A 26,533-nucleotide genomic window follows, 5' to 3' on the forward strand; every position below is an offset into this window, starting at 1 on the left:
CCATACTTTTCGTCTCGCCTTACTAGAGGCGCATAAAAAAAGCCATCACGAGGGATGGCTTTGCCCGAGGGCATAAGTCGCTAGCTGACAGCGATTTAGCGGCTGACAATTGCCTGCAACACCGTAGTAAAGTCGACTGTGTTCAACAGCAAACCAAGCTGCTTCACTTCGGCAAGCTTCTGGCGGCGAGCTCGTTCTTCTGGGGTCCAATTTTGGCGAATCGCACGGCAAGCTTCCTGAAGCGAAGCCTGGGTATTGTTTTCATTCTTCGCAGGGATCGCTTCACAGATGGCAGCACTCATGGGACTCAACTCCATTCAAGGTTGTTTGTTTAGGATGCCTGACTCAATGCAAGTGCCGTACCAAACGCTTCAAAACGAATAAACCATTCTCGGGGGGCACGTCCTTTGCGGTCCTATTCCGACAAAAACAAATGGGCGAATCGCAAGTTCGCTCTAGAATTGAAACAGGAGGATTTTCATCATGTCGAATCAATGCGTTGTCGCGATCTACGACGATTTCACGGTCGCTCAAGAGGCGATCCATACGCTCGACCAGAGCAAGTTTCCATCCGAGCAGGTTTCGCTGGTGGCAAATAGCGTCCATCAAGATCTCCCGACGACCGAAAACCTGCAGTATGGCGACGAATCTGAACGCGACGCGGTGATGGGAGCTGGCGTCGGAGGGTTGGTTGGCTTTTTTATGGCTGCTCCACTTCTGACCATCCCAGGCTTCGGCCTGATGTTAATCGGTGGCCCGCTCGCGGTGGGGATTACTGGTGCGATCGTCGGAGGCCTTCTGGGGTCGATGATGGGGTGGGGTGTGCACGAGGACCACGTCGCCGAGTACGAAAACGCCGTCCGAGAAGGATCATTCCTTGTGGTTGCCAACGGCGATCCGTTTGAAGTCGATTACGCGAAGCAGATTCTTGATGAAACGCCGGCCAAGTCGGTGACCATGCACGCGCAAGACAGCGCCGATAGCGTACAACCGTAAACGAAACATCCACGTTCGAGCGCACGAAAAGAGCCAGGTCGGATCCGACCTGGCTCTTTGTGTTTTCTGATTGGATCGCGTGCCAATTAGGCTTCGATCAGCATTCGCGAAGGTTCTTCGATCGCTTCCTTGATACGTTTCAGGAAGGTCACCGCTTCACGACCGTCGACAATCCGGTGATCGTAGGTCAACGCCAGGTACATCATCGGACGAATCACGACCTGACCGTTGACGGCCACTGGGCGTTCTTCAATCGCGTGCATACCAAGCACACCACTTTGCGGTGGGTTGACGATCGGCGTCGACAACATCGAACCGTAGACGCCGCCGTTGCTGACGGTGAAGGTACCACCGGCAAGGTCTTCAGGCTTCAACTGGCTGTTCTTGGCACGACCGGCGAATTCCTGGATGGCCTGTTCGATTTCGGCGAAGCTCATGCGTTCGGCAAACTTCAGCACCGGGACGACGAGGCCCTTACCGGAACCGACGGCGATACCAATGTGGAAGTAGTTGCGATAAACGATGTTCGTTTCGTCACGAATTTCGGCGTTCAATTCCGGATGCGCCTTCAGGGCGTCGATCAACGCCTTGGTGAAGAACGACATGAAGCCGAGCTTCACGCCATAACGCTTCTGGAACGATTCACCGTGACGTTTACGAAGGTCCATCACGTACGACATGTCGACCTGATTGAAGGTCGTCAGCAAGGCTGCCTTCTGCTGGGCTTCGACCAGCTTGGAAGCAATGCGTCGACGAATCAGGCTCATCGGAACGACTTCTTCCATTTCCGATTCGCTACGCGTTTCGCTGCCACCGGTAGGACGGCTGGCGATCGACTGGACGTATTTTTCGACGTCTTCGCGACGAACCGTCTTGCCGCTTGGTGCGACATCGGAAGCCGACAAACCGTGCTTCAGCAGTTCACGACGACCCGATGGCGTAGCCTGGATGTCGCCGGAACCAGCAGCAGGAGCCGGGGCAGCAGGTGCAGCGGCAGCCTTTGGTTCTTCGGCCTTCTTCTTTTTGTCGTTCTTTTCTGCTTTGGCAGCCTTGGCAGCTGGCTTGGCTTTACCGCCTCCCTCTTCAAACAGGGCAATCACCTCGCCAACCGAGACGATTTCTCCCTCTTGCTTCAGGATCTTCTGCAGGGTGCAATTTGCAGGGGCGGCCAAGTCCATGGAAGCCTTGTCGGTTTCCAATTCAACGACGTCTTCGTCTTCTTGGACGTCGTCCCCCTCGCTCTTCAGCCACTTCAGGATTTGCACTTCCTGAATCGACTCGCCCGATTCGGGCACTTTCAATTCGATGGTCATCTTCCGCAGCTGTCCTTTCTAGGTGTCGTTAAAGGCTCGTTCGAGTAGTTGTTGCTGCTCGTACTCGTGAGCCGCTTTGGATCCGGTTGCCGGGCTGGAAGATGTCTCCCGGGCGATGACGGAAAGAGGGAATCGCTCGAACATACGATGCCCGTAACGTAGTTTCCAATAAGGCCAGACGCCCATATTGTCGGGTTCTTCCTGGACCCAATACAGCGGAACGCCGTCCTGGTATTGATCGAGAACGGCTTGAACCGTTTGATTCTTGAGCGGATATGGCTGCTCGACACGAATGATCGCCACATCGTGACGATGGTGCTCTTCGCGGTAATGAGCCAGGTCGTAGTAGACCTTGCCGCTGCACATGATTACACGAGAAGTCGTTTCCGGGTTCTCACGCGTATCTTTGATGATTCGCTCGAACTTGTTGGTCGCCAGTTCTTCCAGCGACGAAACCGCAGCCGGATGTCGCAAGAGGCTCTTAGGCGTGAACAGAATGAGTGGCTTCTTCCACGAACGCTTCATCTGGCGACGCAGCACATGGAAGTACTGAGCCGGCGTCGTTGGAATGGCGACCTGAATGTTGTCTTCCGCAGCCAACCACAGGAATCGTTCAAGGCGGGCACTGGAGTGTTCCGGGCCCTGACCTTCGTAGCCGTGCGGAAGCAGCAGAACCAGACCGCTCAATCGACGCCACTTGTCTTCCGCACTTGCCATGAACTGGTCGATGATGACCTGGGCGGCGTTGCTGAAGTCGCCGAACTGAGCTTCCCAAGCGACCAAGGCATTGGGGTAGTCCAAGCTGTACCCATAATCGAAGCCCAACACACCAGCTTCGCTGAGCGGGCTGTTGACGATTTCGACTGGGGCCTGCTTGGTCGACAGGTTCGAGAAGATGCTGTGCTCTTGCCCGTTATTAATGTCGTGCAGCACCGAATGACGCTGGTTGAACGTACCACGCTGGCAGTCCTGACCAGAAAGTCGGACGCGATGCCCTTCCATCGACAGCGTCGCGAAAGCCAAGGCTTCGGCAGCGGCCCAGTCGAGCAAACGCTCGCCGTTGGCCATTTCCTTACGCTGATCGGCGATACGCGTCAGCTTGCGATTGCGGTGGAAATCTTCCGGCACCGTCGCCAGCATTCGCAGGATTTCCCCGGAACGATCAACAGAAATCCGTGTTTCTGGGCATTCGTCTGCGGGATCGTGATCCGGGTCAGCATCGTCCGACGATGGCTCCAGACCGCCGTCGAATTCTTCCCAGACCCCTTCAGGACGACGAAGCGAACGCTCTTTCATCTCTTGAGCGATGTCGTATTCGCCTTTCAGGAACTCCTGATAGTCGTCCGTCATCTTGTTAGCTTCTTCGACTGTGATCCGCTTCTGATTGATCAGGCGTTCCAGGTAGCTGTCGCGAATGGGCGGCTGCTTGTCGATCGCCTTGTACATCAGAGGCTGGGTGAAGCTTGGTTCGTCCGCTTCGTTGTGGCCTAATCGGCGGTAGCAAACCAGGTCGATAATCACGTCACGCTGGAAGGTTTCGCGGAAGTCCATCGCCATCGAAACGACGTCCGCCACGGCTTCGGGATCGTCGCCGTTGACATGGAAAATCGGAATCTGCAGCATCCGAGCGATGTCGGTGCAGTAACGAGTACTTCGCGAATCGTCGACTGAAGTCGTAAAGCCAATCTGGTTGTTCACGATCACGTGAACCGTGCCGCCAACCTTGTAGCCTTCCAATTGGCTCAGGTTCAACGTTTCCTGCACGATCCCTTCGCCGATGAATGCGGCGTCGCCATGGATCAGAACAGCCATCCCCTTGCGGCGGTTCATATCGCCGGTGCGGTCCTGCTTGGCTCGCAAACGGCCTAACACGACGGTGTTGATGAACTCGAGGTGGCTCGGGTTGAACGACAACGACAAGTGGACTTCGTTTCCGGACGAGGTCATTTTGTCGACGCTATTGCCCAAGTGGTACTTCACGTCGCCACCACCAATGAACTGGTGGAAATCAACATCGTTGAACTGGGCGAAGAGTTCGCGTGGTGGCTGACCGATGATGTTGGTCAGCACATTCAAGCGGCCACGGTGAGGCATCCCGAGCACGACTTCGCGAACGTGATTCGACGCGGCTCGATCAATTAATATATCAAGCATCGGAATCAGCATTTCCGAGCCAAACAACGAGAATGTCTTGGCACCGACATACTTTTTACGAACGAACTCTTCGAAGACGGTCGCTTCGGTCAGTCGTTGCAGGATCTGCTTCTGAACACCGTTCGACAGCTCTTTGATGTGCGACTGGCGTTCAATGCGATCAATAATCCACTGCTGGACTTCCAGTTCATCGATATGGGTGAACTGGTAGCCGATATGGCTGCAGTAGAGATCTTCGAGCCGTTTGACCAGGTCACGAAGCGGAATCTGCTCGATCTGGTCGCCGTTGGTGTAATAGACCCGTTCGTCGAGATCGGACCGGGACAGCCCGAACGATTCGAGCGACAGCGGAGTGCGGACCTGCTTGTTGAGCTTCAGCGGGTCGAGCTTGGCATTGTAGTGCCCACGAGAGCGATAGGCTTGGACGAGTTGATCGGATCGATACTGCGTCTTCTGGAGCTTGACGTTGCCGGTCGTTCCGCCCACCGGGCCGCCACTGTCGCCACCGCCCGACTCGCGGAAGATGCTGCGAGGCTGGAACGAGGGACCCTTCGATCCGAGCTCGCTGGCAGCGATTCCGTTGTCGGCGGCTTGCCGATCGAAATAGTCGCGCCAGTTTTCGGGAACGTCGTTGCGATCGTCCAGGTATTTCTGCAGGAGCTGTTCGACATAGCTGGCGTTATAACAGGCTAAATCGAGCTCTTCCGCCGGTTCGGCACTCATCTGCCTCGGAGAACTTTCTGAGATCATTTTCGTCGCGATGCCTCTTTACCTACTAGTTTTACGCGATTTCGCCGCGGAGCAAAGGGATGCCTGGGGTTGCAAACCGTGACCTTACAAAGATTTCCCACATTTCGAAAAATCGAATGCCATGGAAACGAACCAAACCTGCTCCTGCCTGGGTCGGGACATGCGAACGCACACTCGGATCGAGTTGAGAGGTCCTGCCAGAAAGTGCCATGGAGGGATTCATCTTGGGGTTACCCCGCATCCTTGTTCGGGGAGCCTTACCACTAATTGATGAAGGTTGGACCTAATTAAGTTTCGAGAATGAGAAATCCATCAATTAGGATTTCTGCCGCAATAAAAACGCATTAGCGTACAACGCGCCAACCTAATCGTCTATTTCAATTCTGCCGGGTGAATCGATTTTGCTCAAAATGGTTAATCAACCGGTCATAATTGGAACACCGGCTGGCAGGCCATGGCAGCGCCCCACCATAATTGGCTGGGTCTCGACCCAGGCGTCGGGCGGAGCGATCGAAGGAGGGCTGGGTTGAAACAACCTTGGCTTAGGGAAGGTTTGCTGAACTGGTGAGAATTCTAACGCTACATTCCCAGAGTCAACTTGCGATCCCTTGCGTAGCCTTCCCTGACAACACACCAGCGTGTTGCGACCACAGATATACTGGTCTTATCTGTCACGCAGCCAGCTGCTCGAACATCAACATCGAAAAGCAATCAACATGTCAGGCCTTTTTGTTGCTTTTCCTTGCTGACATTGAAGATTTTGGATAAGAATGGGCCAAAACTTCAGACAACCCCACGATACCCTTCGAAGAACCACCGACCGGTAAGCAACAACAGAAAGAACAATGGCGAAAAAGGCTGGCCGAACTGCAGTCCGCATGAAAGACGTCGCTGAAATGGCTGGCGTATCGCGAATGGCTGCCTCCGCGGTATTGATGGGAACCGGGAACGGACGTATTCGCGTTTCGGAAGAAACGGCCGAAGCGATCCGCAAAGCGGCTAAAGAGCTCGGCTATCGTCCGAACATTGCCGCTCAGCAATTGGCGGGCAAGAAGAGCAATGTCCTTGCCGTAGTTGTCCGTGAGACCCGCAACTTCTTGACCCAGAAAGTCATTGCCGAACTGCAAAGTCAGGCCGAAGGTCATGGCCTGCGTTTGCTGACCGCGGGCTCGTACCCTGCCCTGGATGGCTTGGAACGACTGGTCCAAGACCTGGATGCCGGTTGGGTCGATGGCGTGATGTACCTGGCCCATGAAAATGACGACCAGTGGGATGACGTTCAGAAGCTGCTTGGCGGCCGCCAGAATGTGCTCACGGTGCTGGAAGACGTGGGCGGCAGCGATGTTTGCCGTGTGATCAGCGACGTACGAACCGGGGCCTTCGAGACGATCGAACACCTCGTATCTTCAGGCCGAAAGAAAGTTACCCTACTAACCGAACAGCGCGAAACCCTCTCGATTCTTGACCGAATTCAAGCCTATCGCGATGCATTGGCCGAGCACAACATGGAGCTCACCGAGGAGCAAATCGTGGTCGATACCAAGGGCTGGCTGGTCAACGATCCGACCACGTACCCGCGCTTCGACGAGATTGTCGAACGCCTGGTAAAGAAGGTGGGCGGCGACGTGATTCTGTGCGATACAGACTTCAATGCCGTGGCTGTCTGCCGGTCGCTCCGCCGGCTGAATATCTCAGTTCCGGACGAAGTCGCGGTGGTCGGATGGCACGATTTGCAGTTCTCTTCCCTGCTCGATCCACCCCTCACCACGGTGGCTCACGACTTGCCGGGACTTTTGAAGGCGGCTATCAGCGTGATCCAGTCCGAAAAGGCCGACATGCCAGCGGAACTGCTGATCCCGACGAAGCTTAGAATTCGTCACACTTCTTAACAACAATTCGCCATTCATTTGGACACTTGGTCGACGCGCCGATCCACGTCTTCCGTCATTCGCGAAGCAGAAGAAAATAGGGCCCCGATTCTCCGGTCCCAGTTTCGATTTTTGTCCATCCGAGCGTGCGATAGAACGCTAGTGCTCGACGATTGCTGACTTCGCATTTCAGCTTCCAGGGCAAGGGAAGCCAGGCTTCGAGCGACTCCAGCAAGCAGGTTCCTATTCCCTGGCGTTGCCGATCGCCCGCGACCAGTAGGTAATGGATGAAGGAATCAGGCTCCCAGATCGTCACGATTCCTACAATCGCTCCATCCGCAGCTTGAGCCACGAAGATCTTTTCTCCCTCGGTGGCCTGACCGAAATCTGTTACGTGCCCTGTTTCGGGCGGTGGAAAGGTCGCGCCGAACATGACATCTTCAAACAGCCGTTGAAGCTGAGTATTGTCGTTCGGATCGGCCGGGCGTATTTGAACCATATCCATCTAAGAGCATCTCAAGACATTCAGGTTCACCCAACGCCTCTGAATTCTGATTCCGCGGACCAAGGAAAGATTCCTGCTCCAGAATCAGATGCAGGTCGTATCCACCGCATCTGATTGGTTGAATATGGCGAAACGGCCCTAAGCGAATTCGATCGCCCAGCGGCGGTAGCCTCCGCTCACATTGACGGCGTCGATGCCGTTTTGAAGTAGAATGCGCGTCGCCAGGTAACCTCGCTGTCCAACCGCACAATAGGCGGCAACCTTTTGTCCGTCAGGAATCTCGGCCAGGCGCTCGCGAAGTTGCTCGACTGGAATGTTCTTGGCACCCGGAATGGCTCCCTGCGAGAACTCACCGGTCGTCCGAACGTCGATCAGCATCAGATCGGAACGGCCAGCCAGCTGGTCTGCGTGGATAATCGGCTGATCGCCTCGAACGACGCCTGAGGCAATGAACCCCGCCATGTTGACCGGATCCTTGGCGTGGCCATACTGCGGGGCGTAGCACAGTTCCGCTTCTTCCAGATCGAATACGGAGAGGTGTGCCTGCATGGCCATGGCGATCACATCGATCCGCTTGTCGACGCCACTGGTTCCGACGGCTTGGGCACCCAGGATCTTTCCACTATCCGGGGCGAAGAGGAGTTTGAAGAACATCCCCTGGGCGCCAGGAAAGTATCCGGCGTGATCGGTCGGGTGCAGGTAGATCTTTTCGTACTCGATGTTTTTGCTTTGCAGAACCTTCTCGCTAAGGCCGGTCATGGCCGCCGTTTTGCCAAATACACCGACGACAGCGGTTCCCTGGGTTCCGCGGTAGGTCGACTCGCGGCCGAAGATGTGATCGCTGGCGATGCGTCCCTGCCGATTCGCAGGCCCAGCCAACGGTATCTGTGTCGGGGCTCCTGTCGTCGAGCAGACCGTTTGAACGACGTCACCGACTGCATAAATGTCTGGGTCGTTCGTCTGCATATTGCTGCTGACGAGAATGCCCCCGCGCGGACCACATTCAATGCCTGCGTCGGCGGCCAGTTTGCTGTCGGGGCGAACACCGATGCACACAACGCCAAAGTCTGCTTCGATCTTCGTTCCATCGTTCAGCGTCACCACAAGAGATTTGCCAGACGAATCGAACTCTGTGGCGGAACTTCCCAGCTTCAGTTCGACTCCTTCCTGCTTCAGGTGCTTCTCCAGCGGAAGGACCATTTCGCGGTCCCAGGGCGGCAAGATTTGGTCGGCCAGTTCGACCAGTGTGACCTGCAGGCCACGACGAGCCAGGTTTTCGGCAACTTCAATACCGATGAAGCCGGCACCGACAATCACCGCTCGCTTCGCCCCCGAGATTGCCAACTCGCGCATTCGGTCGGCATCGTTTAGATCACGTAGTGCGACGATCTTATCGCTTTGAATCCCCGGAATCGGCGGCCGGAATGGGGAAGCGCCCGTGGCGATGACCAGCTTGTCGTACGATTCGTCGTACTCCGTCCCTGCGTTCAAATCACGGACGATAACCTTCTTCGCCGTTCGATCGATCTTGATCGCTTCCGAGCGGACACGAACGTCAAGGCGATGCCGCTGCCGCAGCATATCGATCGGCGCGACGAGTAACTTCTCGCGTTTCTCGATCTCGCCGCCAACGTAGTAAGGCAATCCGCAATTGGCGAAGGAAGGATAGTCCCCTTTTTCCAGGACGACAATCTCTGCACTCTCTCCTAAACGCCGAGCTCGAGCAGCCGCCGAGGCACCGCCGGCTACTCCACCGATGATGACGATTTTCATGATGTCTCCCCTTTCCATCCTGCGTGGTAACCTGATGGCTTTCTGCCTATGATATCGACGTAGCTGCCGCCGATAAACGACTCCTTATCGAGAAAGTGGAACGTACGCGTAGCCGTCCGATTGCAAGTTAACGCTGGCCGTGAATGCCGACACAGCCGTATCAACAAACACGACGACATGCTCCGTTGAGTTGCCTTTGCCGGCAAGTGATTGTCCACAGACGAACATCTCGACGCCCTCTTTGTGCAAGGCACGTAGTAGCGGAAGATTCGGATTCTGATTTGTCTGAAACTGCCTGGCGTAAGCGTCATCGCTAAGGACCACCAACGTGGCATCGCCATGAAACACCAGCGCAATACTAGCAGTTGCAGGTTCTTTGCCCGCCCCAGCCATGATGTTCACGTAACGTGCGACCTTCTCGATCGCAGGGTGAACCTTCGCCGGATCGCCTCCTGAAGTAATATCGACCAGCACCTTGCTACCGGAACGCGGCTGATGCGCTGCCGTAGGAAGTGGCACGACGCCGCCGTGCCCTTCAATTTTGGGGAAGAGCAGTTCGCCAGGCTTCGGTTGAGGTGAGTTCGCTGGTTGCGTCTTGGGAACTGGGTGAGATTGCTGCGCTTCGTCAAAGCCTTTCGCGACGAACGCAGATACCACTTCCGCATGAGCTTGGATCAGCCTGACCACCATAGGATCCTTCGATGTCTCGGTGACCTTAACGCCTTTATCGATCGGTTCGACCTTCATTTCGATTTTGTCCGCATGTCGAAACAGTTCTGCAAAGAGTGGATCACGATTGCGAATCGGATCGATTTTCTCCACCCGTTGCTTCATCCAGTGAACATGCTCCTTGATTTTGGCCACGACTTGTGGATCATCCGATTCCGTCACCGTTGAAACGCCGTTGGGAAGCTTGGTAACCGTGCGACGAATCTTGGCGTGATTCTCTAGCAGATAATGGAACACGTCCCGATCTTCGCGGAAGCGTGCGTCTCCCCCGCCCCCTCTTCCCCTTCCCATCTGGGCGGAGACAACCGTGGGCGTGACGAAACTCATCAATACCAACATCGACAGAATAGTGCGACTCATGGCGATCTCCTTGCCAGATGGGAATGGCTTAGTGTAAAGGCACCTACGCGCGACCTTTCAGCATGCCGTGCCAATAGAGCGCTGGCAGGCCGAACTTCTTGAGCATCAACATGCTGAACCGTTCTTTTCCTTGATCGAAGGAGAACGTTTCGGCTGGTTTCCCGCTGTAATCGAACTCCGCCAATATCAGCGAGTCGTATCCCGTCACCACCGGGCACGAGGTATACCCGTCGTAGCTACCGGTGAGCGGCTGCCTGGCCATCTCGGCCAACAGATTCTTCACCAACACCGGGGCTTGCTTGCGAATGGCTGCCCCGGTCTTCGATGTGGGCAGGCTCGATGCATCACCGAGCGAAAAGACATTCGTGAAGCGGGTATGCTGCAGCGAGTGCTTATCAACATCGACCCAGCCTGCTTCGCTAGCCAGCGGGCTATTCGCAACGAAGTCAGGGGCACTCATCGGCGGCGTCACGTGGATCATGTCATACTGGATGACGATCTCCTCGTTGGTATCCATGTGCTGGTAGATGGCTTCTTTCGACTTTGCCCGAACTTCAACCAGGTTGTGACGGAAGCGTGTATCCACTCCCTTTCTAGCGGCGACTTTCTCGAGCTCTTCGCGATATTCATCCACGGCGAAAAGGCGTGGCCCGGCCGCGGTGAAGATGACGTTGATCCGATCTCGCACGCCTGCTTGACGAAAATAGTCTTCCGCCAGATAGCAGATCTTTTGCGGCGCTCCGCCACACTTCACTGCCCCGGCAGGCTGCGTGAAGAGAGCGGTACCTTCTTTCAACGCCTGAATGAACTTCCAGGTACTTCCAACCGTCTGGATCGAATAGTTACTACAGACACCGTCGTGACCGACAGCCTCTTTCAAGCCTTTGATCTTGTCCCAGTTGATTTGAATTCCGGGACAAACAACGAGGTATTCATACGCAATGGTTTCGCCGTTACGCGTCGTCAGTTGGTTCTCGGCCGGGGAGAAGCTCGCCACGGAATCTTGGATCCACTTCACACCGCGCGGCATCACATCGACTTCGTTTCGGGCCGAATCTTCAGGCTTGAAGATTCCACCACCGACCAGCGTCCAGAGAGGCTGGTAGTAGTGCTTCTCCGAAGGTTCGATCACCGCGATGTCGAGAGAAGGATTTGCCTTCCGTAAGCGAGCGGCGACCGTGATCCCAGCCGTTCCCCCGCCCACGATAAGAATTTGATGATGACTCATGGTATTTGCCTACGCTTTGTTGGAGGGATTCGAGGGAGAATTGGGATGCCGTTCTTCCAGCAGCGAGCCGAAACACTTGCCGAACTGGACCGCGAAGGCAAGTGCTCGTTGCGTGCTCGGATCTTGCGAAGCTCCGAGCAGCCCGAACAAGCCGAGTCGCTTGGGAACCGGATGCTCGCAGCTTCCTTGCCGACAACTTGAAAGCGCACTGCCTGCCAGGCTGACCGTTTCGACTGAGAACTCGCTGAGCACGTCTGATTTCAATAAATAACCAAGACGATCGAGCTCTTCGCGGCGGATCTGCCCACCGAGGTAGAGGGCCGCCTGAATTCCGTTGCGGAGGCTTTGTTCCAGATTGATGTCTTGCTTTTTGAGGTCAGCGGCCCACTCGTCGAAAACGTCGGTCGCAATAGCCACCAGGTTCGGCAGCTCTTCACTCATCTCCGCTGCCTTTTCCAGCTGCGGCAGATGATCGACCAGGGTACTCAGCGCCTTGATGTTCTGAGGCTCGGTTGCCTTCTTGAACAACGCCAGCAATTGTCCGGCACGGGCCTGAAGATCGATTCCGTCTTCCTTCGCCTTTTGGGCCATCTCGTCAAACACATCGGTCGCGATCGCGATGAGATTTGGGATCTCACCGGCGACCTCCAGCATTTGGTCAAGCTGCTCCGCCTTGTCGAGCAAGCGATGAAGCATCGCCTTCGTCTGCGGATCGTTCAGTCGATCGGTGATCGACATCGAACGCTCGCTGGTTTCAACTTCGCTCATGGGACTACTCATTTACACTTTGGGAAGCGCGACGGCCTCGGGGCATTAGTTCGACGAAACAGCATCGGCAGTCACAGTGGGGAACTTCGCTCCGTTCCAAGCCAGGATGCCACCTTCCAGATTGATTGCGTTTTTAATTCCAGCCGCTTGAAGCACACTGACGGCAATCGCCGAGCGAGCACCGCTTCGGCAGTTCACCACCACGGGGCGATCGCTGTTGATCGAAGCGGTAGTTTCCGGCAGTCGACCCAGAAAGTGATGGCTGGCGGCGGCAATATGACCTGCGTTCCATTCTTCAACCGAACGAACGTCGATCAGCTCGACCGCTTCTTCTGACAGAAGTTGCGAGAGCTTGGCAGCATCAACTGTCTGGTACGCTTCGGTCATCGCTGTTGAGAGATCTTCACGCTGGAAATAGCCGCGAATGTCTTCGACGCCGATTTGCAGCAGAAGCTTGTTTGCCTGATCGACCTCGTCAGGCGTTCCGATCAGATAGACCGGACCGCTGTAGTCGACCAACCAGCCTCCCCAGGCTCCGAGCATCTTGAGTGGTATGTTTGTCGAGCCTGGCACGTGGGCTTCGCCAAAGGCAGCTGACGCGGAAAGATCGAGCAGCGTGCCTTGCTCTAAAGCGGCCGACAAATAGGTTGCTGGAAGCGTATCGAGAGGCTCAACACCCTCCAGGACGCGCGGCCCTTCTTTGTTAACCCGCTTCATCTCTTTGAAGTAGGGCGGAACTTCGGGTTGGTCGGCCAGCACGTAGTCGACAAACGAGGATTCGTCGTTGAACTGGAGGCCCGGGTTGAACAGCTTTTCATAGCCAACGGTGGACGAAGGAATCGCGCCGAGTCCTTTGCCGCAGGCACTTCCGGCACCATGGGCAGGCCAAACCTGAAGATAGTCAGGCAACTGCTTGAAGCTTTCGAGCGATGCAAACAAATCGGCGGCACCAGCCTTCGCGGTTTCAGCGAGCCCAGCTGCTTTCTCCAGCAGGTCAGGTCGGCCGACGGCGTTCACGAATACAAAGTCGCCGGTGAAGATCCCCATCGGACGGTTGGCTCCGCCTCCCTGATCGGTGAGCAGAAGCGAGATGCTTTCCGGCGTGTGGCCTGGCGTGTGCATCACGTCGAAGCGAATGTTGCCGATCAGGAAGTGATCGCCGTTATGCAACAGTTGGTGATCGTAGGAGGCAGCGTACTCGTACTTCCACTCCGCCGGGCCTTCATCCGACAGATAGAGCTTCGCACCAACCCGTTCGGCCAGTTCACGAGCTCCGGAAACATAGTCGGCATGAATGTGGGTCTCGGTGACGGCCGTGATCTCGAGCCCTTCCTTCTTGGCGGTTTCGATATATTGCTGCACGTCACGTCCAGGATCGACCACGATCGCCACTTTCGCCCGTTGACACCCTACCAGGTAAGACGCGTGGGCGAGCGTCTTGTCGTAAAAGTATTTGAGTAACATGACTATGGTCCTTGCGTTTATAGAAGGGTTGATTTCACGATCACGAATAGCGCGACGAGGATCACCGCCGTGGCGAACACCTTTTGCAGCGTCGCCCCATTGAGGCGTTTACTGAGCAAACCTCCCAGCCACATGCCGAGAAACCCGCCCACGAGAAATTCCAACGTCAGCATCACCGGGAAGTCCTTGCCACTGATGAAGTGCGAAAAAGCTCCACTGGCGCTGATCAACACAATCACGAAAAGTGACGTCGCGATCGCACGATGAATGTGCATCCCGCTGAAGAGCACCAGCGCCGGGACAATCACGAACCCACCGCCGACGCCAAACAGTCCCGACAGCACACCGGTCGCCAAACCGATCAGCAATAGCAAGCGGGCACAGCGCGAGGTGAGTATCAACTCGCCGCTTTCGGTGCGTTGGCAGGCCGAACGATCAGCATCCGGTTCGCAAGCGGGTTTCGGTCCGGTGGATGGCTTCGCTTTCTGCCACATGCGGTAGGCCACGACAAACATCAGAAAGGCGAACAGCGTCAGCAGTACGTCGCCCGGAAGTTTTTTGGAGAGATATGATCCGATGGGTGCACCCAGCATCCCAGCGATGGCGAAGAACAGCCCAGTCCGAAGTTCGACTTCATTTCGTAGCAATCGAGGCAATGCCCCAGAGATCGCCGTGCCACCAACCGCGGCCAGCGAGATGCCGACGGCTTCGCTGGGAGGAACTCCCAAGCCGTAAACCAGCAGTGGGACCGCAAAGATGCCACCTCCTCCGCCGGTCAAGCCGAGTGCGAACCCCACGATGCATCCGAACAAAATTGCCAGGGCCATGGTCATGGCGTCGCCTTCATCCAATACGTTTCTGACAATTCACGCCGATTTCCCTTATCACCTCGACATATCTCCAGATGGCGATACGTTAGGCTAAAAAAAAGGGAGCTTATTCCAGTCGATACTTTGCCCCGCACGGAAGAAATCGCCCTTCGATGCAGGCCATTAGTTGCTGAAGGTGTGGTTCGGCAACCTGGTAGTAGACGAATCGACCTTCGCGTTCACTCTTGAGGAACCCACACCGCTGCAGCAGACGCAAATGCTCCGAAGCCACATTGTCTGGGACATCGCAGTGCTGAGCCATTTCCCCCACCGTATACCTTCCCCGCAGCAGCAACTGCACGATCCGCAATCGCACAGGATGGGCCAGTGTACGAAGGCATTCCGCCGCTTCGGCGAAGTCCTCGACACTTCCAGGTGGTTTGGGTGGATTGTTGCTCATGGCTTGTCTTACCGCTTGGTATTGTGTTCCTACGATCTTTTTATATCGCGACCTCCCGATATGTCAACTTGTATTATTTCGCGCTGCGGGGAGTTTATCGCACGCCTCTGCCCTTACCAGCTGATTCCGAGCAAACAACGGCAAAGAGATAACCCAAGTGGTCGACTGGCATCGTTTTCGGATTTCGGTTAGCCGAACTTTCTGCCAGCAAAGTCGGGCCTTCATGAAGATTCGCCGTGTCTGGGGAACGGCCTCGATTGGGCGCCTTGCCGGACTTCTCGCGTGTTAGAATCGAACGAATACCATCCCGTTTGCGACCTGATATTCCCCTCCCTGATTAGCGTTTGAGGATCTGCGCGATGCCCACCGAACTGCCTGTCAACGAAACGAATCGTCGTACGTTCCTGCAAAGTGGCGCGGTCGTATTGGCCGCGATGGGGCTGTCCCTTCGCGAGTCGTTGGCTGCCGATTCCTTGAATTCGCCGATGTTGCGTTTCGGACTGCTCACCGATATTCACTATGCCGAAAAGGACGCGGCCGGAGATCGCTTCTACCAAGAGTCGCTTGGCAAAGTGAACGAAGCGGTGGACTACTTCAATCAGCAGAATCTTCCGCTCGCGATCGAGTTGGGCGATTTGATTGACTCGGCCGACTCCCTGGAGAAGGAAGTCGGGCACCTACGAAAAATTGAAGATGCCTACGCTCGGTTCGAAGGAGAACGGCACTACGTGCTCGGCAACCACTGCGTACACACGCTGAAGAAGGAAGAATTCCTACAGCATACCGGCATGAAAGCTCCTCATCAGTCGTTTGATGTGGGTCAGTTTCACTTTGTGATTCTCGATGCCTGTTATACGAGCGAGGGGAAATCGTACGGTCGCGGCAATTTCGTCTGGACCGATACCAATATCCCGGAATCGCAGCAGAAGTGGCTGGCTGAAGATCTCGCGAAGACCCACAAGCCAACTCTTGTGTTCGTTCATCAACGACTCGATCTCGATCGGCCCCACCATTATGCCATCGGGCAATCGGCCGCCGTCCGTCAGATTTTGGAAAACAGTAAGAAGGTTCAAGCGGTTTTCAGCGGTCATAGTCACGCCAACTTCCATACTTCACTGCAAGGAATTCATTACACCGTGATCCGCGCAGTCGTGACCGGCAGCGGCCAGTCCAACAATGGCTATGCCGTGGTGAACCTATTTGAAGATGGTTCGCTGAAGATCGAAGGGAAACGCGAACAAGCGGCATATTCTCTCACCTAACGATTCGCTTCGTCCGTCGATTGAGGTCACTCAAAGTGCATGAAGTTTGACCATCTTTCGGCTGATTGCCTACTTTTGCCATGGGATATGCTAAGGTTTCAATAGGTCTGTGGGTTGCCGCATTGTCTCGTCCACAGGATTCTTTAATTTGCCACCTCTCGAGCTGACCCCCATATTTTTCTCGTTCGAGTTGAAAGCGGTGTCTTTCGTTTCGTGCTTGAACCCATGCCAGAAGAGACGTCTTCTTCCAGTCCATCAAACGGCGTCACTCTTTTATCCAATTGAATCCATCAAGGGTAAACCATGTTCGCCGCCAATCGCACGATCCTGCATGTGGACGACTCGGCTTTGATTCGCGAGATGGTCGCCGATCACTTTACGCAGTTGGGCTACAACGTGATTTCGATTGCTGATCCGACGGAAGTGATGACGGCCCTGTTGGTCAACAATTGCCAGGTGGTGATCTCTGATATTCAAATGGAACCTGTCGATGGCTTGACATTGCTGCAGCAGATCAAGAAAGATGATGGCGGCGTTTCGGTCATCATGCTCTCGGGGCTGATTGGTACAAACACCATTTTGCGTTCGATGCGGTGGGGTGCCGAGGCGTGCATCTTTAAGCCATTGAACGATTTTACCCGTTTAGAACGTGCCGTCGCGGCGGTCTTCAAGAAGCACGAAGAGTGGTGGATGTCGTTGCAGGAAGCTCACGTGAAGAATCGTTCCACCGCCCCAGGAAACGATGTGGCGGCCTCCGCCAGCAATCAAGCGTAAATGCCCAACGACGCGGTCGACGCCTGACCTCGCATCCTTCTTGCGGAAATTGACAAGTCTTTTGCAAATTGCGGCATCGCCCCGACTCTTTCCGGGGCACTAAACTAGAGGCAAGCTCCACCGGTGAGCTACCATCTGGCTCCTTCTTGGTCTGCTGACCAAAGGTTGAAATGGACTCGTCATTTTTTCGTTTGCTGTTAGTCGGTACCGTTTGCCTCGGCTTGCCAGACTTTACAATCGCCAACGATTCGATCATCCGGATCGACTTTGGTTCATCGCAGCGTCTTAGCGAGGCTCCCTGGAATAACATCGACCAGCCCGGGGCCAGTGGAATGGTACTGACGAACGCGCTCGATCAAACGGGAAAGGCGACGTCGCTATCGGTTCGCCAACTCGACCCGTGGGCGGGCTTCAATCTTTCAGGCACCTCCAACTACGCGTCCCTGCCTGCTTCGGCCAGTACGGATTCGTTCTACCTCGAGCAGGGCGTCGATCCAGCAGCAACACTACGTCTGGAAGGTTTGTCACCAGGCCACCGCTATCGTATCACCATCGATGCTTCGCGCATGGGTGGCACCGAAACGCGAAGCGGAGAGTACACGGCCAACGATCAAACTGACATGCTCGATGCGAAGAACAACCAAGACCGTCGTCTCGCGTTCTTGGACGTCGTAGCCGATGGCGAAGGCTTTATCACGATTGATATCCAATGTGCCGCCAATTCGCAGTACGCTTATCTTGGCGCGATGCAAGTCGAGGGCCATTTCGCCGCGGCGGAAGCAAACCGTTTGGCAGCGGACTCGCTGGATGGACCACCGCTGGTGAATGCAATGGCTTGGGGCATCGCTGACGGAGGGACTGGCGAGATCCTCTGGAGCAAGAATCCAGACCAGGTTCGAGCGATGGCCAGCACAACCAAGATGATGACCGCGCTAATTATTTTCGAGCTCTGCCAGGAAAAGCCAGAACGCCTGAAAGAAGTGGTTTCGATCTCAAAGCGTGCCGCTGACATGACCGGCTCGACGGCTGCCGTGAAAGTGGGTGAGAAGGTAGTTGCGCACGATCTTCTGTTCGGACTATTACTGCCGTCCGGAAACGACGCAGCGATCGCCTTGGCGGAACACTTCGGCCGCTATCTTCCTGACGACAATGGAAGCACAAGGAATGCCTCGGCCGCTGCATGCTACGACCGCTTCGTAGACCATATGAATGCCAAGGCTGCCGAGTTGGGAATGAAAGACACGATCTATCTCGACCCGCATGGTAATAGTGGCAATCGTAGTACCGTCCGCGACTTGACATCGCTGGCAATGATTGTCCTTCAACAACCTGCGTTGCACGAATACTTCACCACCCAGCATCACTCCGCTGAAATCGTCCAGCCAAGTGGCTCGCAACGAGTTGCCCACTGGAAGAACACAAACGAATTGCTCGACATCGAAGGCTTCGATGGCCTGAAGACCGGTACGACAACGATGGCGGGGGCATGCCTGGTCGCTACCGGCGTACGCAACGAAGACCGCCTGGTAGTGGTCATCCTGGGATCGAAACGCGACTCACGCTTTCTCGACACTCGCAATCTCTTTCGCTGGGGCTGGAACCAGCGCGCGGCGAACACCCGCAGCGCTCCATAGGCAAGATCGTCATCGCTACTCTGCTGTAGGGAGTGAATCCTTGCGAGCAACCGACGGCTTCATCAACAGGACCAGCGGGATCATCGCCATGGCAAATATCGCTGCGATCCAGTAAAGATCGAAGTAAGCCAATGACAGGGCCTGTTGTTGACGAAGATCGGCCAAGGTCTGAAGTGCCTGGAGGTGGGCACCGACCAGATCTCCACTGGCCCGGTGATAAATACTCTGACTGAGGGACATGAACGAGTTGACCTGGCTATTGAACAGGTCTAAAGAATCGTTCAATCGTGAAAGGTGGAACTGCTCGCGTCGCTCGACAATCGTCTGCGACATGGATGTTCCGACGCTGCCCCCTTCGTTGCGGAGCAAACTGATTAGTGCAATTGCTGATCCACGCAATTCCTTTTTCGTGTAAAGCAACGCAGCGACATTGATGGGGGAAAAGATCATTCCCAGCCCAGCCGTCAGCACTAGCCTGGGCAAGATAAATTGCCATGGCGAAACGTCGAGATTCAGCATCGCCATCCAGTAATTGGAAGCCGCAATCAGTAGTAGTCCGACTGCGATTGGCCACCTCGCATCGACACCTCGGCCGATTAAATATCCCATGACAATCAGCATCGAGATGGAAGAGAAACCACCAGGTGAGAGGATCAGACCGGCCTGCAGGGCGTCGTATCCATACAGCCGCTGTACCATCGCAGGCAACGCCACGCTGGCCCCATAAAGGACCGCGAATGCGCTGAATAGAATCACGCACGACGCCGCCAGGTTGCGTTCCTTGATGACTCGGAGATCAATCAATGGATCGTCCGTTTTCAGTTCACGAACAATGAACAGTACAAAGCCCGCCACACAGGCCACCACCAATAGCTGGACACGCCAAAAAGGATCGCCCCACCAATCCCACTCTTGCCCCTTGCTGAGAATGACTTCCCAGCAACTGACGGCGATGGCCAGTAAGCCGAGCCCGATATAGTCCAAGCGGAATGTCTTTCGGTTTGCTTCTTTTCGCTGTTGCACCAGGTACTCTGGATCTTTCACCAGGAAGTAAGCGGCGACAAATGCGATCACGCCAATCGGGATGTTGATATAGAAGATCCATCGCCAGTCGTAGTTGATCACCAGCCATCCACCCAGCGTCGGACCAATCACTGGCCCAAACAAGGCCGCGATTCCAAACAGCGACATCGCCGCACCTTGTTTCTCTGTCGGAAAGCTATCGAGCAGAATTCCCTGGCTGGATGGTTGAAGCCCACCACCGGCGAGTCCCTGGATGGCGCGAAAGATGATGATCTCGGTCAAGCTAGTCGCCATTCCGCAAAGTGCGGAGGCGACGGTGAACACGGCGATCGATATCAAAAAATAGTTGCGTCGGCCCAAGTGAGCCGAAAGCCAACCACTGACCGTCAGCACCAGGGCATTCGCTGCCAGATAACTGGTGATTACCCACTCGCTATCGGTTTCCGCGGCTGATAATCCCCCAGCAATATAGCGTAACGCGACATTCGCGATCGTCGTATCGAGCAGTTCCATAAACGTCGGAACCACCACTGCGATAGCAATGATCCAAGGGCTGATCGCTCTCGTTGTTCGGACAGCAGACGTCCTTACAGATGCACTCATCCTTCACTCCTGCGTTCGAGGTTGTGATTTTCTATTCACAACTAGGGAGTTGGCTGTAAGGATGCTTGCGGAACGTGGGCAACCTGTTGTAAACGCTGCCCCGCTTGCGGTCCGGTCGCCTCATGCTTGTAGTAAACATACGGTTCAACTGACAGTCCCGCGAAAAGGGGAGCGTTTATGGGATCGTAGTCGAGGACCTCAATTCGTACTGGCAGCCGCTGGACAATCTTCACGAAGTTTCCAGTCGCATTTTGTGGTGGCAACAACGAAAGTGTCTGCCCAGTTCCCATGCTAAAGCCAGAGATCCGTCCGCGAAACTCTTGCTGGTGGCCATACATATCGACATGCAGTTGAACGGGCTGGCCGATCCGCAGATCGGCAAGTTGCGTTTCCTTGAAATTCGCGTTGATCCAGATTTCTCGCAGCGATCGAACTGCCATTACGCTTTCCCCCGGTTGAACATAGTTCCCCGGGTTAACGTTTCGTCGCGTTACAATCCCGTCGATCTCGCTGACGATAGTGCAGTACTTTAAATCAAGCTGAGCCCGCTCTAGATTGCGTCTCGCCTCCAGAAGTTGCGCTTCGGCCTGTTGAATGGCCGGGGCCTCATCAATCAACTTCGTCAGAAACTGGTCTTCCGCAACCGGGTCTTCGTCGTGAAAGATCTGCTTGATGGCTTCCTGCGGCGTAACGTTCCACGATTGCGGTTGATAACCAAGGGTTGCCAAAGCCTCGAACAGATTTGCCAGCGACTGCCGCACCAACGAAAACGACTGGTCGAGGTTCTCGGGAACTTCCAGCGGATCTTCCGCCTCACGCGATAGCCCCAAGTTCGTTCGGGATTGTTGGATTCCTTCGTACGCTTCTTCAACGCGGCTTTGCGCTTCGTCCCGCTGGGCTGTGTTCAAGTCGAGATCGGCTTGCGACACGGCGCCGCTGGGAGCGAGCATCTTATTGCGTTCGTAGTTCCGCTTGGCCAGAACAAGGGACGCTTGCTCGACTTTCCATTCCGCAACATTGGAATGCAATTGAGCAATTTCGTCTCGGACTGATTCGCTGGCATGCCTCAGGGCGAACCGGGCACTTTGTACCTGGGCAACCTGCGCCTCCGCCTGTGCCCTCGCGGTGGTGAGCTGCGTTTCGGCCACACGAACAAGGGCCTGCTTGATTTCGACTTGAACCTGAAACGGTTCCGGGTCGATCTCGAACAGCACGTCCCCCTTCTGAACCTGCATGTTATCGTCGACGAAAACCTTCGTGACCTGGCCTTCCACCCGCGGTGCTACTAACGTGACATGCCCATCGACGTAAGCGTCGTCGGTTGAAATGGTATTCCACATTAACCAGGCGTATGGAGCCCCGATCCAGGCTGCGATGGCGATTAACACCATCGCACCGATGATGGTTAGCCAGAACTTCTTTCGAAGTCTTGGCGGCCGAGCATCCTCGGCTACGTTTGTCGATTGAATCCGCTCTTTAAGATGAACGTGATGATTAGCAGACATAGTCCTCCCCCTCCAAATTCCCTCTTTCCCAAGTTGCCTCTGAAATGCAATGGGCGTTCCGAAACGAGGTGGAGGCCGAATTATCGTTGGAAGGACCGCCGTTGAAACAACGTTTTCCCAGGCAGACAGTTTCGACGAGACATCCAGTATAAAAGCCTTCTGCCACGGTCAGGCAGGCGAGTTGCCAATGATTGGGTGGGTAATTTTCCAGGCCACCGGTCGATTCGTTAGACCGGCACCTGTCGCAAAGTTAGGGACGAACCCACGATGGCATGGATACCGCCGCCAGCATTTCGTACCGATTCAGAAGATTTTGGCGACGGTTCCCACCTGAAGTAGTTAAGTTCTTGCGGGTAGATGCAGCTCGTCCCGCAATTTTTCGCGTCAGGCAACAATCTGGCACGCAGCCTGCATTTAGCTAGATCAACAACGAGGAGCCCCAATCTGGTCACTTAAGTTTGACCCAACTCCTCACCATCATCACCGGAGAGTTTTGACTCTCCAACTTTCTGGGAGACGTACCATGAAGAAGTTCCTGACACTGCTGTTGCTCTTTGGCTTGTTTACTTCGAGTTCGGTTGCATACGGCTCGCACGTCAACTTCGGCCGAATGGCATTCCTGAAGCATCAGTCCCCTTCGTACCACCAGTCTCGCTAACGTCTTCCCAGGGAATTGGCTGCTGGCAGACCTCCAACTGGCAGTAGCCGATTCCCCTGAAGAACGACGCACAACGACTCAGGCTCGCATTCGGAAGTTCAGCACAACTTCCCACATGCGAGCCTGTTTTCGTGCGCGAACCCAAACGTTTTGAAAGCGGCGAAGTTAATCGGCCGACCGTTTGAGTTCCTCGAAGTTCGCACTTTCAATTTGGGCCAACAACAACTGGGCTGTCTCTACCAGCTCTTGCGTCCCTTGCTGAGTTTGTTCGAGCCGCCCCGCTTCGGCATCATCTTCGAGCTCGGAAGCCATTTCGCCGACCGTATGACTGAACGCCGACAGCATTCCTGCCAGCTTATGGGCCTCTTCTCGAATGGCTCCCGTGTCGTTGGCCTCCGCGGCAGTCGTCAGTCGTTCCAACCGTTCGGGAAGACGCTGCTTCAACGTCTCTCGCATCTGTTGGAAGAGATCTTCATCTTCGCCACACGCCCCCAACAAGATCGAAGCTGTGATCAGGCTGGGCATCGTATCAGGCAGGTCGGCGTTGTCTTTTTCCGGGACCAGGTCTTGGATCGTTTTCAGTAAATGCTTCGAGTCAATTGGCTTCGAGATGTATTCGTCCATCCCGGCCTCCATGCACTTCCGACGGTCCTCGGCCCGGGAACGCGCGGTCAGCGCGATCACCGGTAGATGTTCCCCACGAGGTGTTTCGTGTTCGCGGAGCATCTTCACCACCTGTAATCCATCAAGTTCCGGCATGTGCACATCCAGAAGCATGACATCGAAGCCACCACGGATCGCCATGTCGAGCGCCTCGCGCCCGGTCGATGCCATCCGTACGTTGTGCCCATGCGTCGTCAACAGCCGTTCGATCATCGCGGAATTGAACTCGTTGTCTTCCGCGACCAGAATGTTTCGTTTGGTGTGGATGGTGGTGCTCGTCTTCCCAGGCCGCGATCGCTGATCGGCGGAGGCGAGATCGCAGCTTCCCTTGCGACTGACCGCTTTGACGATCGTTTCGAGTAGTTCTTCCTGCTGTACTGGTTTGAGTAAACGAGCATCGATCCCAAGTTCTCGCGATCGGGCCAGGTCGCCAGGACGATCGCCGGAAGTCAGCATCACGATCCGAGTCGCCGCCATCGGCGTCCATTCTCGAATTCGTGAAGCAAGCGACAGACCATCGGTCTCCGGCATTCGCGCGTCGAGCAAAACTAGTTCATACGGATGCTCACTGTTAACCGCTTCCCATAGCGCATCGCTGGCACTGCCCGCGTCCTCGACGCAGTCCGCCTCCATTTTCCATCGATGCAGTGTCGATTCGAGAATCCTGCGGTTCGTTGCGTTATCGTCGACCACTAAAACCCTCAAACCAGCAAGGTCCGCGGCGGGACTACCAGAATCGGCTTCGACCTGATCTGTTTGCAAACCAAAGTCCGCGGTAAAAGAGAACTTGCTGCCCTGGCCTGGCTCACTTTCGACAGCAATTGTCCCCCCCATCAATTCAACCAGACTTGCCGCAATTGAAAGCCCGAGCCCGGTGCCGCCATACTTCCGCGTCGTCGAGGTGTCTTCCTGTTGGAATGCTTCAAAGATTCGCGATTGCATCGCCTTGGGAATACCAATCCCGGTGTCGTTCACCACGAATAGCAGCCTGCAGCGCTTATCGCCTCCTTCTTTCTTCACTGGGCAGATCGATACGATCACCTCTCCGGTGGGCGTGAATTTGATGGCGTTACCAATCAAATTCAAAAGCACTTGACGCAGTCGAACCGGATCGCCAACCAGTTTCTCCGGTGTCTCTGGCTCGATCTCGCAGATGAGCTCGATCCCCTGCTGATGGGCACGCGCTGCCAAGGCTCGAAGCGTATCGCCGACCATCGTACGGAGTGAAAACGGCGCTTGTTCCAGTTCCAGCTTGCCTGCTTCGATCTTCGAGAAATCGAGTAGGTCGTTGATGATCCCCAGCAGGTTGTCCCCGGCCGACTTGACCGTCTTCAAGCATTGCCGCTGCTCGCCGCGCAGTTCCGTGTCGAGAACCAGTTCGGTCATCCCCAGAATCGCGTTCATCGGTGTGCGAATCTCGTGGCTGACGTTCGCCAGGAACTCGTCTTTGGCGAGATTGGCATGCTCCGCGATCTCTTTCGCCTGACGGATCTCCTCTTCCAGACGCTTCCGTTCCGATATGTCTTCAATCACCAGGATCGCGTGCAATGGCTTGCCATGGGTATCACGTTGAACCGAGATAAAGACATGGACCCAGGCAGTCGAGCCATCTTTGCATACTAAACGCTTTTCTTCCGAATAGCTGTCGAGCATACCATCGATCAGCGCGCGGAACTTCTCGAGCGAGGCCCCCTTCTCGCGTTCATGCGTAATCTCAAAAAATGAGAGATGGAGTAATTCTTCGCGACTGTACCCAATCATGTCGCAGAACTTCTCATTCACTCGAAGAAATCGAGCCTCCGGACTACTATGCGCCATGCCAACGGCAGCATTCTCGAAGGTGCCGCGGAATCGTTCTTCGCTATCACGCAATTGATTCTCGGAAGACTTCCGGTTTGTGATATCTTCCGACAGTCCCGCGATGCGATTCACCACCCCCATATGATCGGTCAAAGGAAACGACCGGCGACGAATCCATCGGATGCCGCCATCGGGACGAATGATGCGAAACTCGGTCGCTGGAAAGTGACCTTCCTTCAGCTGGGCCTTGCTATGCAGCACGATGTCGCGGTCGTCTGGATGGACGAATTCAATTTGCTCCTGCGGATTTTCATAGAAGCTTTCACACGAGCGTCCCCACACTTGTTCGTAGCCAGGGCTCACGTAGACCAGCTTGGTTTTCTGAGGGTCCATAATCCAGAAGATTTCGCGGATGTTCTCTGCCATCTGGCGGAACTGCTGCTCCATCTCCCAGCGAAAGTCGGAAATTCGATCCGCCATCCGATTGAAACCTTCCGCCAGGCGGCCCAGTTCATCAGACGAGGAAACAGGCACTCGGTAATCGAGTTTATCTTGTCGGAGCGCTTCGACGGCATGATCCAGCTCTTTGATCGGCCGCGTCACGCGGTAAGTGAGCTGGATGAGAACCAACGCCGAGAGCGTTAGCGCCACCAGTGTCACGCCAGCGACGACGAGACCGCTGTGCCGGGCATCTCGCCGCGCAATGATCCCTTCCTGCTGCATAAAGTTCACATTGACTTCGCGAAAATAGCGACAATCTTCTTTCGTCAACGTTAACGCAGGATGGACAATGTTGACGTAGTTATCGAACGCTTCGTGGCTGAAAACTTCGACCAGCAACGAGTCGCTCACTTGGCGAAACTGCTCGACATGAACGCGAGCCAATTGGAAATTGTGGTGATCCTGTTCCGATTCGAGCAGTGGTTCTAAATTGATGCAGGCCTTTTCGAAGGCATCTCGTTCGGCCTTCAGCTTGGCAAGAGCCTCTTCGGTTTGGCCGTTTAAAGCCATCAAAATCGCTTCGTCTTCTTCTTCGAGAAGGGTAATCATTTCGACAGCGATATCGATCGTTTGCTGGTGCGTATTCAGGGTATCGCCCATGCGTGCCCCCATCTGTTCGATGGTGACAATGCTCCAGGCCCCAGCGCTGCCAATGGCGGCCAATAGAAGAAATCCGGCCACCAGAAAATGAGTGCGTAGATGGCGAAAATTCATGAAGTGTCCTTTGGTCGGTCGCAAGCTCGCTCCATCCTTTTCTGTCGGCAGGCAATTGGGGCGTTCGGTATCGATAATTTCGGAACCAATCACCTTATGCGAGTCGCATGCCGACAGAAATAATTCTCTGTACGGCTTGCCGTTAGATCCAGAACTCCGGTAGAAAGAGAGGCTAACAGGGACGCCGTGTCCTGCTTCTTTCGCATCGTAGCAAACTGG

At 55.2% G+C, this 26,533-nt stretch carries 20 protein-coding genes; 6 read left to right on the forward strand and 14 right to left on the reverse strand.

What is annotated here, in order from left to right; all coding sequences use genetic code 11:
• Positions 1-95 precede the first annotated feature (95 nt).
• Positions 96-302 carry a hypothetical protein gene (locus ABD890_RS17285; RefSeq protein WP_345092495.1) on the reverse strand — a complete coding sequence of 69 codons (207 nt, stop codon included), beginning with the start codon at positions 300-302 and terminating at the stop codon, positions 96-98.
• 181 nt (positions 303-483) lie between these two features.
• Between ABD890_RS17285 and ABD890_RS17290 the strand changes: the two genes are divergently transcribed.
• Positions 484-996, forward strand: coding sequence for a general stress protein (locus ABD890_RS17290; protein ID WP_345092498.1), 513 nt, complete (start codon positions 484-486; stop codon positions 994-996).
• A gap of 86 nt (positions 997-1,082) precedes the next feature.
• On the opposite strand, the gene odhB is transcribed toward ABD890_RS17290, so the two are convergent.
• Positions 1,083-2,309 (reverse strand): 2-oxoglutarate dehydrogenase complex dihydrolipoyllysine-residue succinyltransferase, encoded by a 1,227-nt coding sequence (odhB, locus tag ABD890_RS17295; protein WP_345092501.1) that lies wholly within the window; start codon positions 2,307-2,309, stop codon positions 1,083-1,085.
• Positions 2,310-2,327: 18 nt separating this feature from the next.
• Positions 2,328-5,186 (reverse strand): 2-oxoglutarate dehydrogenase E1 component, encoded by a 2,859-nt coding sequence (locus ABD890_RS17300; protein WP_345092504.1) that lies wholly within the window; start codon positions 5,184-5,186, stop codon positions 2,328-2,330.
• A 905-nt stretch (positions 5,187-6,091) separates the two neighbouring features.
• Between ABD890_RS17300 and ABD890_RS17305 the strand changes: the two genes are divergently transcribed.
• On the forward strand, positions 6,092-7,102 hold the full coding sequence (locus tag ABD890_RS17305) for a LacI family DNA-binding transcriptional regulator (protein ID WP_345092507.1): 1,011 nt from the start codon (positions 6,092-6,094) through the stop codon (positions 7,100-7,102).
• Between the two features lie 55 nt (positions 7,103-7,157).
• On the opposite strand, the gene ABD890_RS17310 is transcribed toward ABD890_RS17305, so the two are convergent.
• From ABD890_RS17310 to ABD890_RS17345, 8 genes are all read right to left on the reverse strand, one after another.
• Entirely contained in the window at positions 7,158-7,586 is a 429-nt protein-coding gene (locus ABD890_RS17310) for a GNAT family N-acetyltransferase (RefSeq protein ID WP_345092510.1), read from the reverse strand.
• A 138-nt stretch (positions 7,587-7,724) separates the two neighbouring features.
• A complete protein-coding gene (locus ABD890_RS17315; protein WP_345092513.1) occupies positions 7,725-9,359 on the reverse strand; it encodes an FAD-dependent oxidoreductase in 1,635 nt (544 codons plus the stop codon).
• A gap of 84 nt (positions 9,360-9,443) precedes the next feature.
• The gene (locus tag ABD890_RS17320; RefSeq protein WP_345092516.1) at positions 9,444-10,448 is read right to left on the reverse strand and encodes a DsrE family protein; all 1,005 of its coding nucleotides are present in this window, start codon (positions 10,446-10,448) and stop codon (positions 9,444-9,446) included.
• 43 nt (positions 10,449-10,491) lie between these two features.
• The gene (locus ABD890_RS17325; RefSeq protein ID WP_345092519.1) at positions 10,492-11,676 is read right to left on the reverse strand and encodes an NAD(P)/FAD-dependent oxidoreductase; all 1,185 of its coding nucleotides are present in this window, start codon (positions 11,674-11,676) and stop codon (positions 10,492-10,494) included.
• Positions 11,677-11,685: 9 nt separating this feature from the next.
• Entirely contained in the window at positions 11,686-12,444 is a 759-nt protein-coding gene (locus tag ABD890_RS17330; RefSeq protein WP_345092522.1) for a DUF1641 domain-containing protein, read from the reverse strand.
• A 45-nt stretch (positions 12,445-12,489) separates the two neighbouring features.
• Positions 12,490-13,908 (reverse strand): MBL fold metallo-hydrolase, encoded by a 1,419-nt coding sequence (locus ABD890_RS17335; protein WP_345092525.1) that lies wholly within the window; start codon positions 13,906-13,908, stop codon positions 12,490-12,492.
• Positions 13,909-13,925: 17 nt separating this feature from the next.
• On the reverse strand, positions 13,926-14,741 hold the full coding sequence (locus ABD890_RS17340) for a sulfite exporter TauE/SafE family protein (protein WP_345092528.1): 816 nt from the start codon (positions 14,739-14,741) through the stop codon (positions 13,926-13,928).
• Positions 14,742-14,844: 103 nt separating this feature from the next.
• A complete protein-coding gene (locus ABD890_RS17345; RefSeq protein WP_345092531.1) occupies positions 14,845-15,177 on the reverse strand; it encodes an ArsR/SmtB family transcription factor in 333 nt (110 codons plus the stop codon).
• 359 nt (positions 15,178-15,536) lie between these two features.
• Between ABD890_RS17345 and ABD890_RS17350 the strand changes: the two genes are divergently transcribed.
• From ABD890_RS17350 to ABD890_RS17360, 3 genes are all read left to right on the forward strand, one after another.
• Entirely contained in the window at positions 15,537-16,439 is a 903-nt protein-coding gene (locus tag ABD890_RS17350) for a metallophosphoesterase family protein (RefSeq protein WP_345092534.1), read from the forward strand.
• Positions 16,440-16,742: 303 nt separating this feature from the next.
• Positions 16,743-17,213 carry a response regulator gene (locus ABD890_RS17355; RefSeq protein ID WP_345092537.1) on the forward strand — a complete coding sequence of 157 codons (471 nt, stop codon included), beginning with the start codon at positions 16,743-16,745 and terminating at the stop codon, positions 17,211-17,213.
• 170 nt (positions 17,214-17,383) lie between these two features.
• The gene (locus ABD890_RS17360) at positions 17,384-18,847 is read left to right on the forward strand and encodes a D-alanyl-D-alanine carboxypeptidase family protein (RefSeq protein ID WP_345092540.1); all 1,464 of its coding nucleotides are present in this window, start codon (positions 17,384-17,386) and stop codon (positions 18,845-18,847) included.
• A 15-nt stretch (positions 18,848-18,862) separates the two neighbouring features.
• Here ABD890_RS17360 and ABD890_RS17365 read toward each other — a convergent pair whose 3' ends face one another.
• Positions 18,863-20,473 (reverse strand): DHA2 family efflux MFS transporter permease subunit, encoded by a 1,611-nt coding sequence (locus ABD890_RS17365; RefSeq protein WP_345092543.1) that lies wholly within the window; start codon positions 20,471-20,473, stop codon positions 18,863-18,865.
• A gap of 41 nt (positions 20,474-20,514) precedes the next feature.
• A complete protein-coding gene (locus ABD890_RS17370) occupies positions 20,515-21,978 on the reverse strand; it encodes an HlyD family secretion protein (protein WP_345092545.1) in 1,464 nt (487 codons plus the stop codon).
• Positions 21,979-22,501: 523 nt separating this feature from the next.
• Between ABD890_RS17370 and ABD890_RS17375 the strand changes: the two genes are divergently transcribed.
• A complete protein-coding gene (locus ABD890_RS17375; protein ID WP_345092548.1) occupies positions 22,502-22,636 on the forward strand; it encodes a hypothetical protein in 135 nt (44 codons plus the stop codon).
• A 165-nt stretch (positions 22,637-22,801) separates the two neighbouring features.
• Here the strand turns inward: ABD890_RS17375 and ABD890_RS17380 are convergent, their stop codons facing one another.
• Positions 22,802-26,314, reverse strand: a complete 3,513-nt coding sequence (locus ABD890_RS17380) for a response regulator (protein WP_345092551.1) — start codon at positions 26,312-26,314, stop codon at positions 22,802-22,804.
• Positions 26,315-26,533 lie beyond the last annotated feature (219 nt).

This window comes from Bremerella cremea, from assembly GCF_039541315.1.
Lineage (GTDB): Bacteria > Planctomycetota > Planctomycetia > Pirellulales > Pirellulaceae > Bremerella > Bremerella cremea.

What these genes read in the sequence shown, in the direction of transcription:
- ABD890_RS17285 (WP_345092495.1), bottom strand. Translation starts at nt 302, where the DNA reads ATGAGTGCTGCCATCTGTGAAGCGATCCCTGCGAAGAATGAAAACAAT.
- ABD890_RS17290 (WP_345092498.1), top strand. Translation starts at nt 484, where the DNA reads ATGTCGAATCAATGCGTTGTCGCGATCTACGACGATTTCACGGTCGCT.
- odhB (WP_345092501.1), bottom strand. Translation starts at nt 2,309, where the DNA reads ATGACCATCGAATTGAAAGTGCCCGAATCGGGCGAGTCGATTCAGGAA.
- ABD890_RS17300 (WP_345092504.1), bottom strand. Translation starts at nt 5,186, where the DNA reads ATGAGTGCCGAACCGGCGGAAGAGCTCGATTTAGCCTGTTATAACGCC.
- ABD890_RS17305 (WP_345092507.1), top strand. Translation starts at nt 6,092, where the DNA reads ATGAAAGACGTCGCTGAAATGGCTGGCGTATCGCGAATGGCTGCCTCC.
- ABD890_RS17310 (WP_345092510.1), bottom strand. Translation starts at nt 7,586, where the DNA reads ATGGATATGGTTCAAATACGCCCGGCCGATCCGAACGACAATACTCAG.
- ABD890_RS17315 (WP_345092513.1), bottom strand. Translation starts at nt 9,359, where the DNA reads ATGAAAATCGTCATCATCGGTGGAGTAGCCGGCGGTGCCTCGGCGGCT.
- ABD890_RS17320 (WP_345092516.1), bottom strand. Translation starts at nt 10,448, where the DNA reads ATGAGTCGCACTATTCTGTCGATGTTGGTATTGATGAGTTTCGTCACG.
- ABD890_RS17325 (WP_345092519.1), bottom strand. Translation starts at nt 11,676, where the DNA reads ATGAGTCATCATCAAATTCTTATCGTGGGCGGGGGAACGGCTGGGATC.
- ABD890_RS17330 (WP_345092522.1), bottom strand. Translation starts at nt 12,444, where the DNA reads ATGAGCGAAGTTGAAACCAGCGAGCGTTCGATGTCGATCACCGATCGA.
- ABD890_RS17335 (WP_345092525.1), bottom strand. Translation starts at nt 13,908, where the DNA reads ATGTTACTCAAATACTTTTACGACAAGACGCTCGCCCACGCGTCTTAC.
- ABD890_RS17340 (WP_345092528.1), bottom strand. Translation starts at nt 14,741, where the DNA reads ATGACCATGGCCCTGGCAATTTTGTTCGGATGCATCGTGGGGTTCGCA.
- ABD890_RS17345 (WP_345092531.1), bottom strand. Translation starts at nt 15,177, where the DNA reads ATGAGCAACAATCCACCCAAACCACCTGGAAGTGTCGAGGACTTCGCC.
- ABD890_RS17350 (WP_345092534.1), top strand. Translation starts at nt 15,537, where the DNA reads ATGCCCACCGAACTGCCTGTCAACGAAACGAATCGTCGTACGTTCCTG.
- ABD890_RS17355 (WP_345092537.1), top strand. Translation starts at nt 16,743, where the DNA reads ATGTTCGCCGCCAATCGCACGATCCTGCATGTGGACGACTCGGCTTTG.
- ABD890_RS17360 (WP_345092540.1), top strand. Translation starts at nt 17,384, where the DNA reads ATGGACTCGTCATTTTTTCGTTTGCTGTTAGTCGGTACCGTTTGCCTC.
- ABD890_RS17365 (WP_345092543.1), bottom strand. Translation starts at nt 20,473, where the DNA reads ATGAGTGCATCTGTAAGGACGTCTGCTGTCCGAACAACGAGAGCGATC.
- ABD890_RS17370 (WP_345092545.1), bottom strand. Translation starts at nt 21,978, where the DNA reads ATGTCTGCTAATCATCACGTTCATCTTAAAGAGCGGATTCAATCGACA.
- ABD890_RS17375 (WP_345092548.1), top strand. Translation starts at nt 22,502, where the DNA reads ATGAAGAAGTTCCTGACACTGCTGTTGCTCTTTGGCTTGTTTACTTCG.
- ABD890_RS17380 (WP_345092551.1), bottom strand. Translation starts at nt 26,314, where the DNA reads ATGAATTTTCGCCATCTACGCACTCATTTTCTGGTGGCCGGATTTCTT.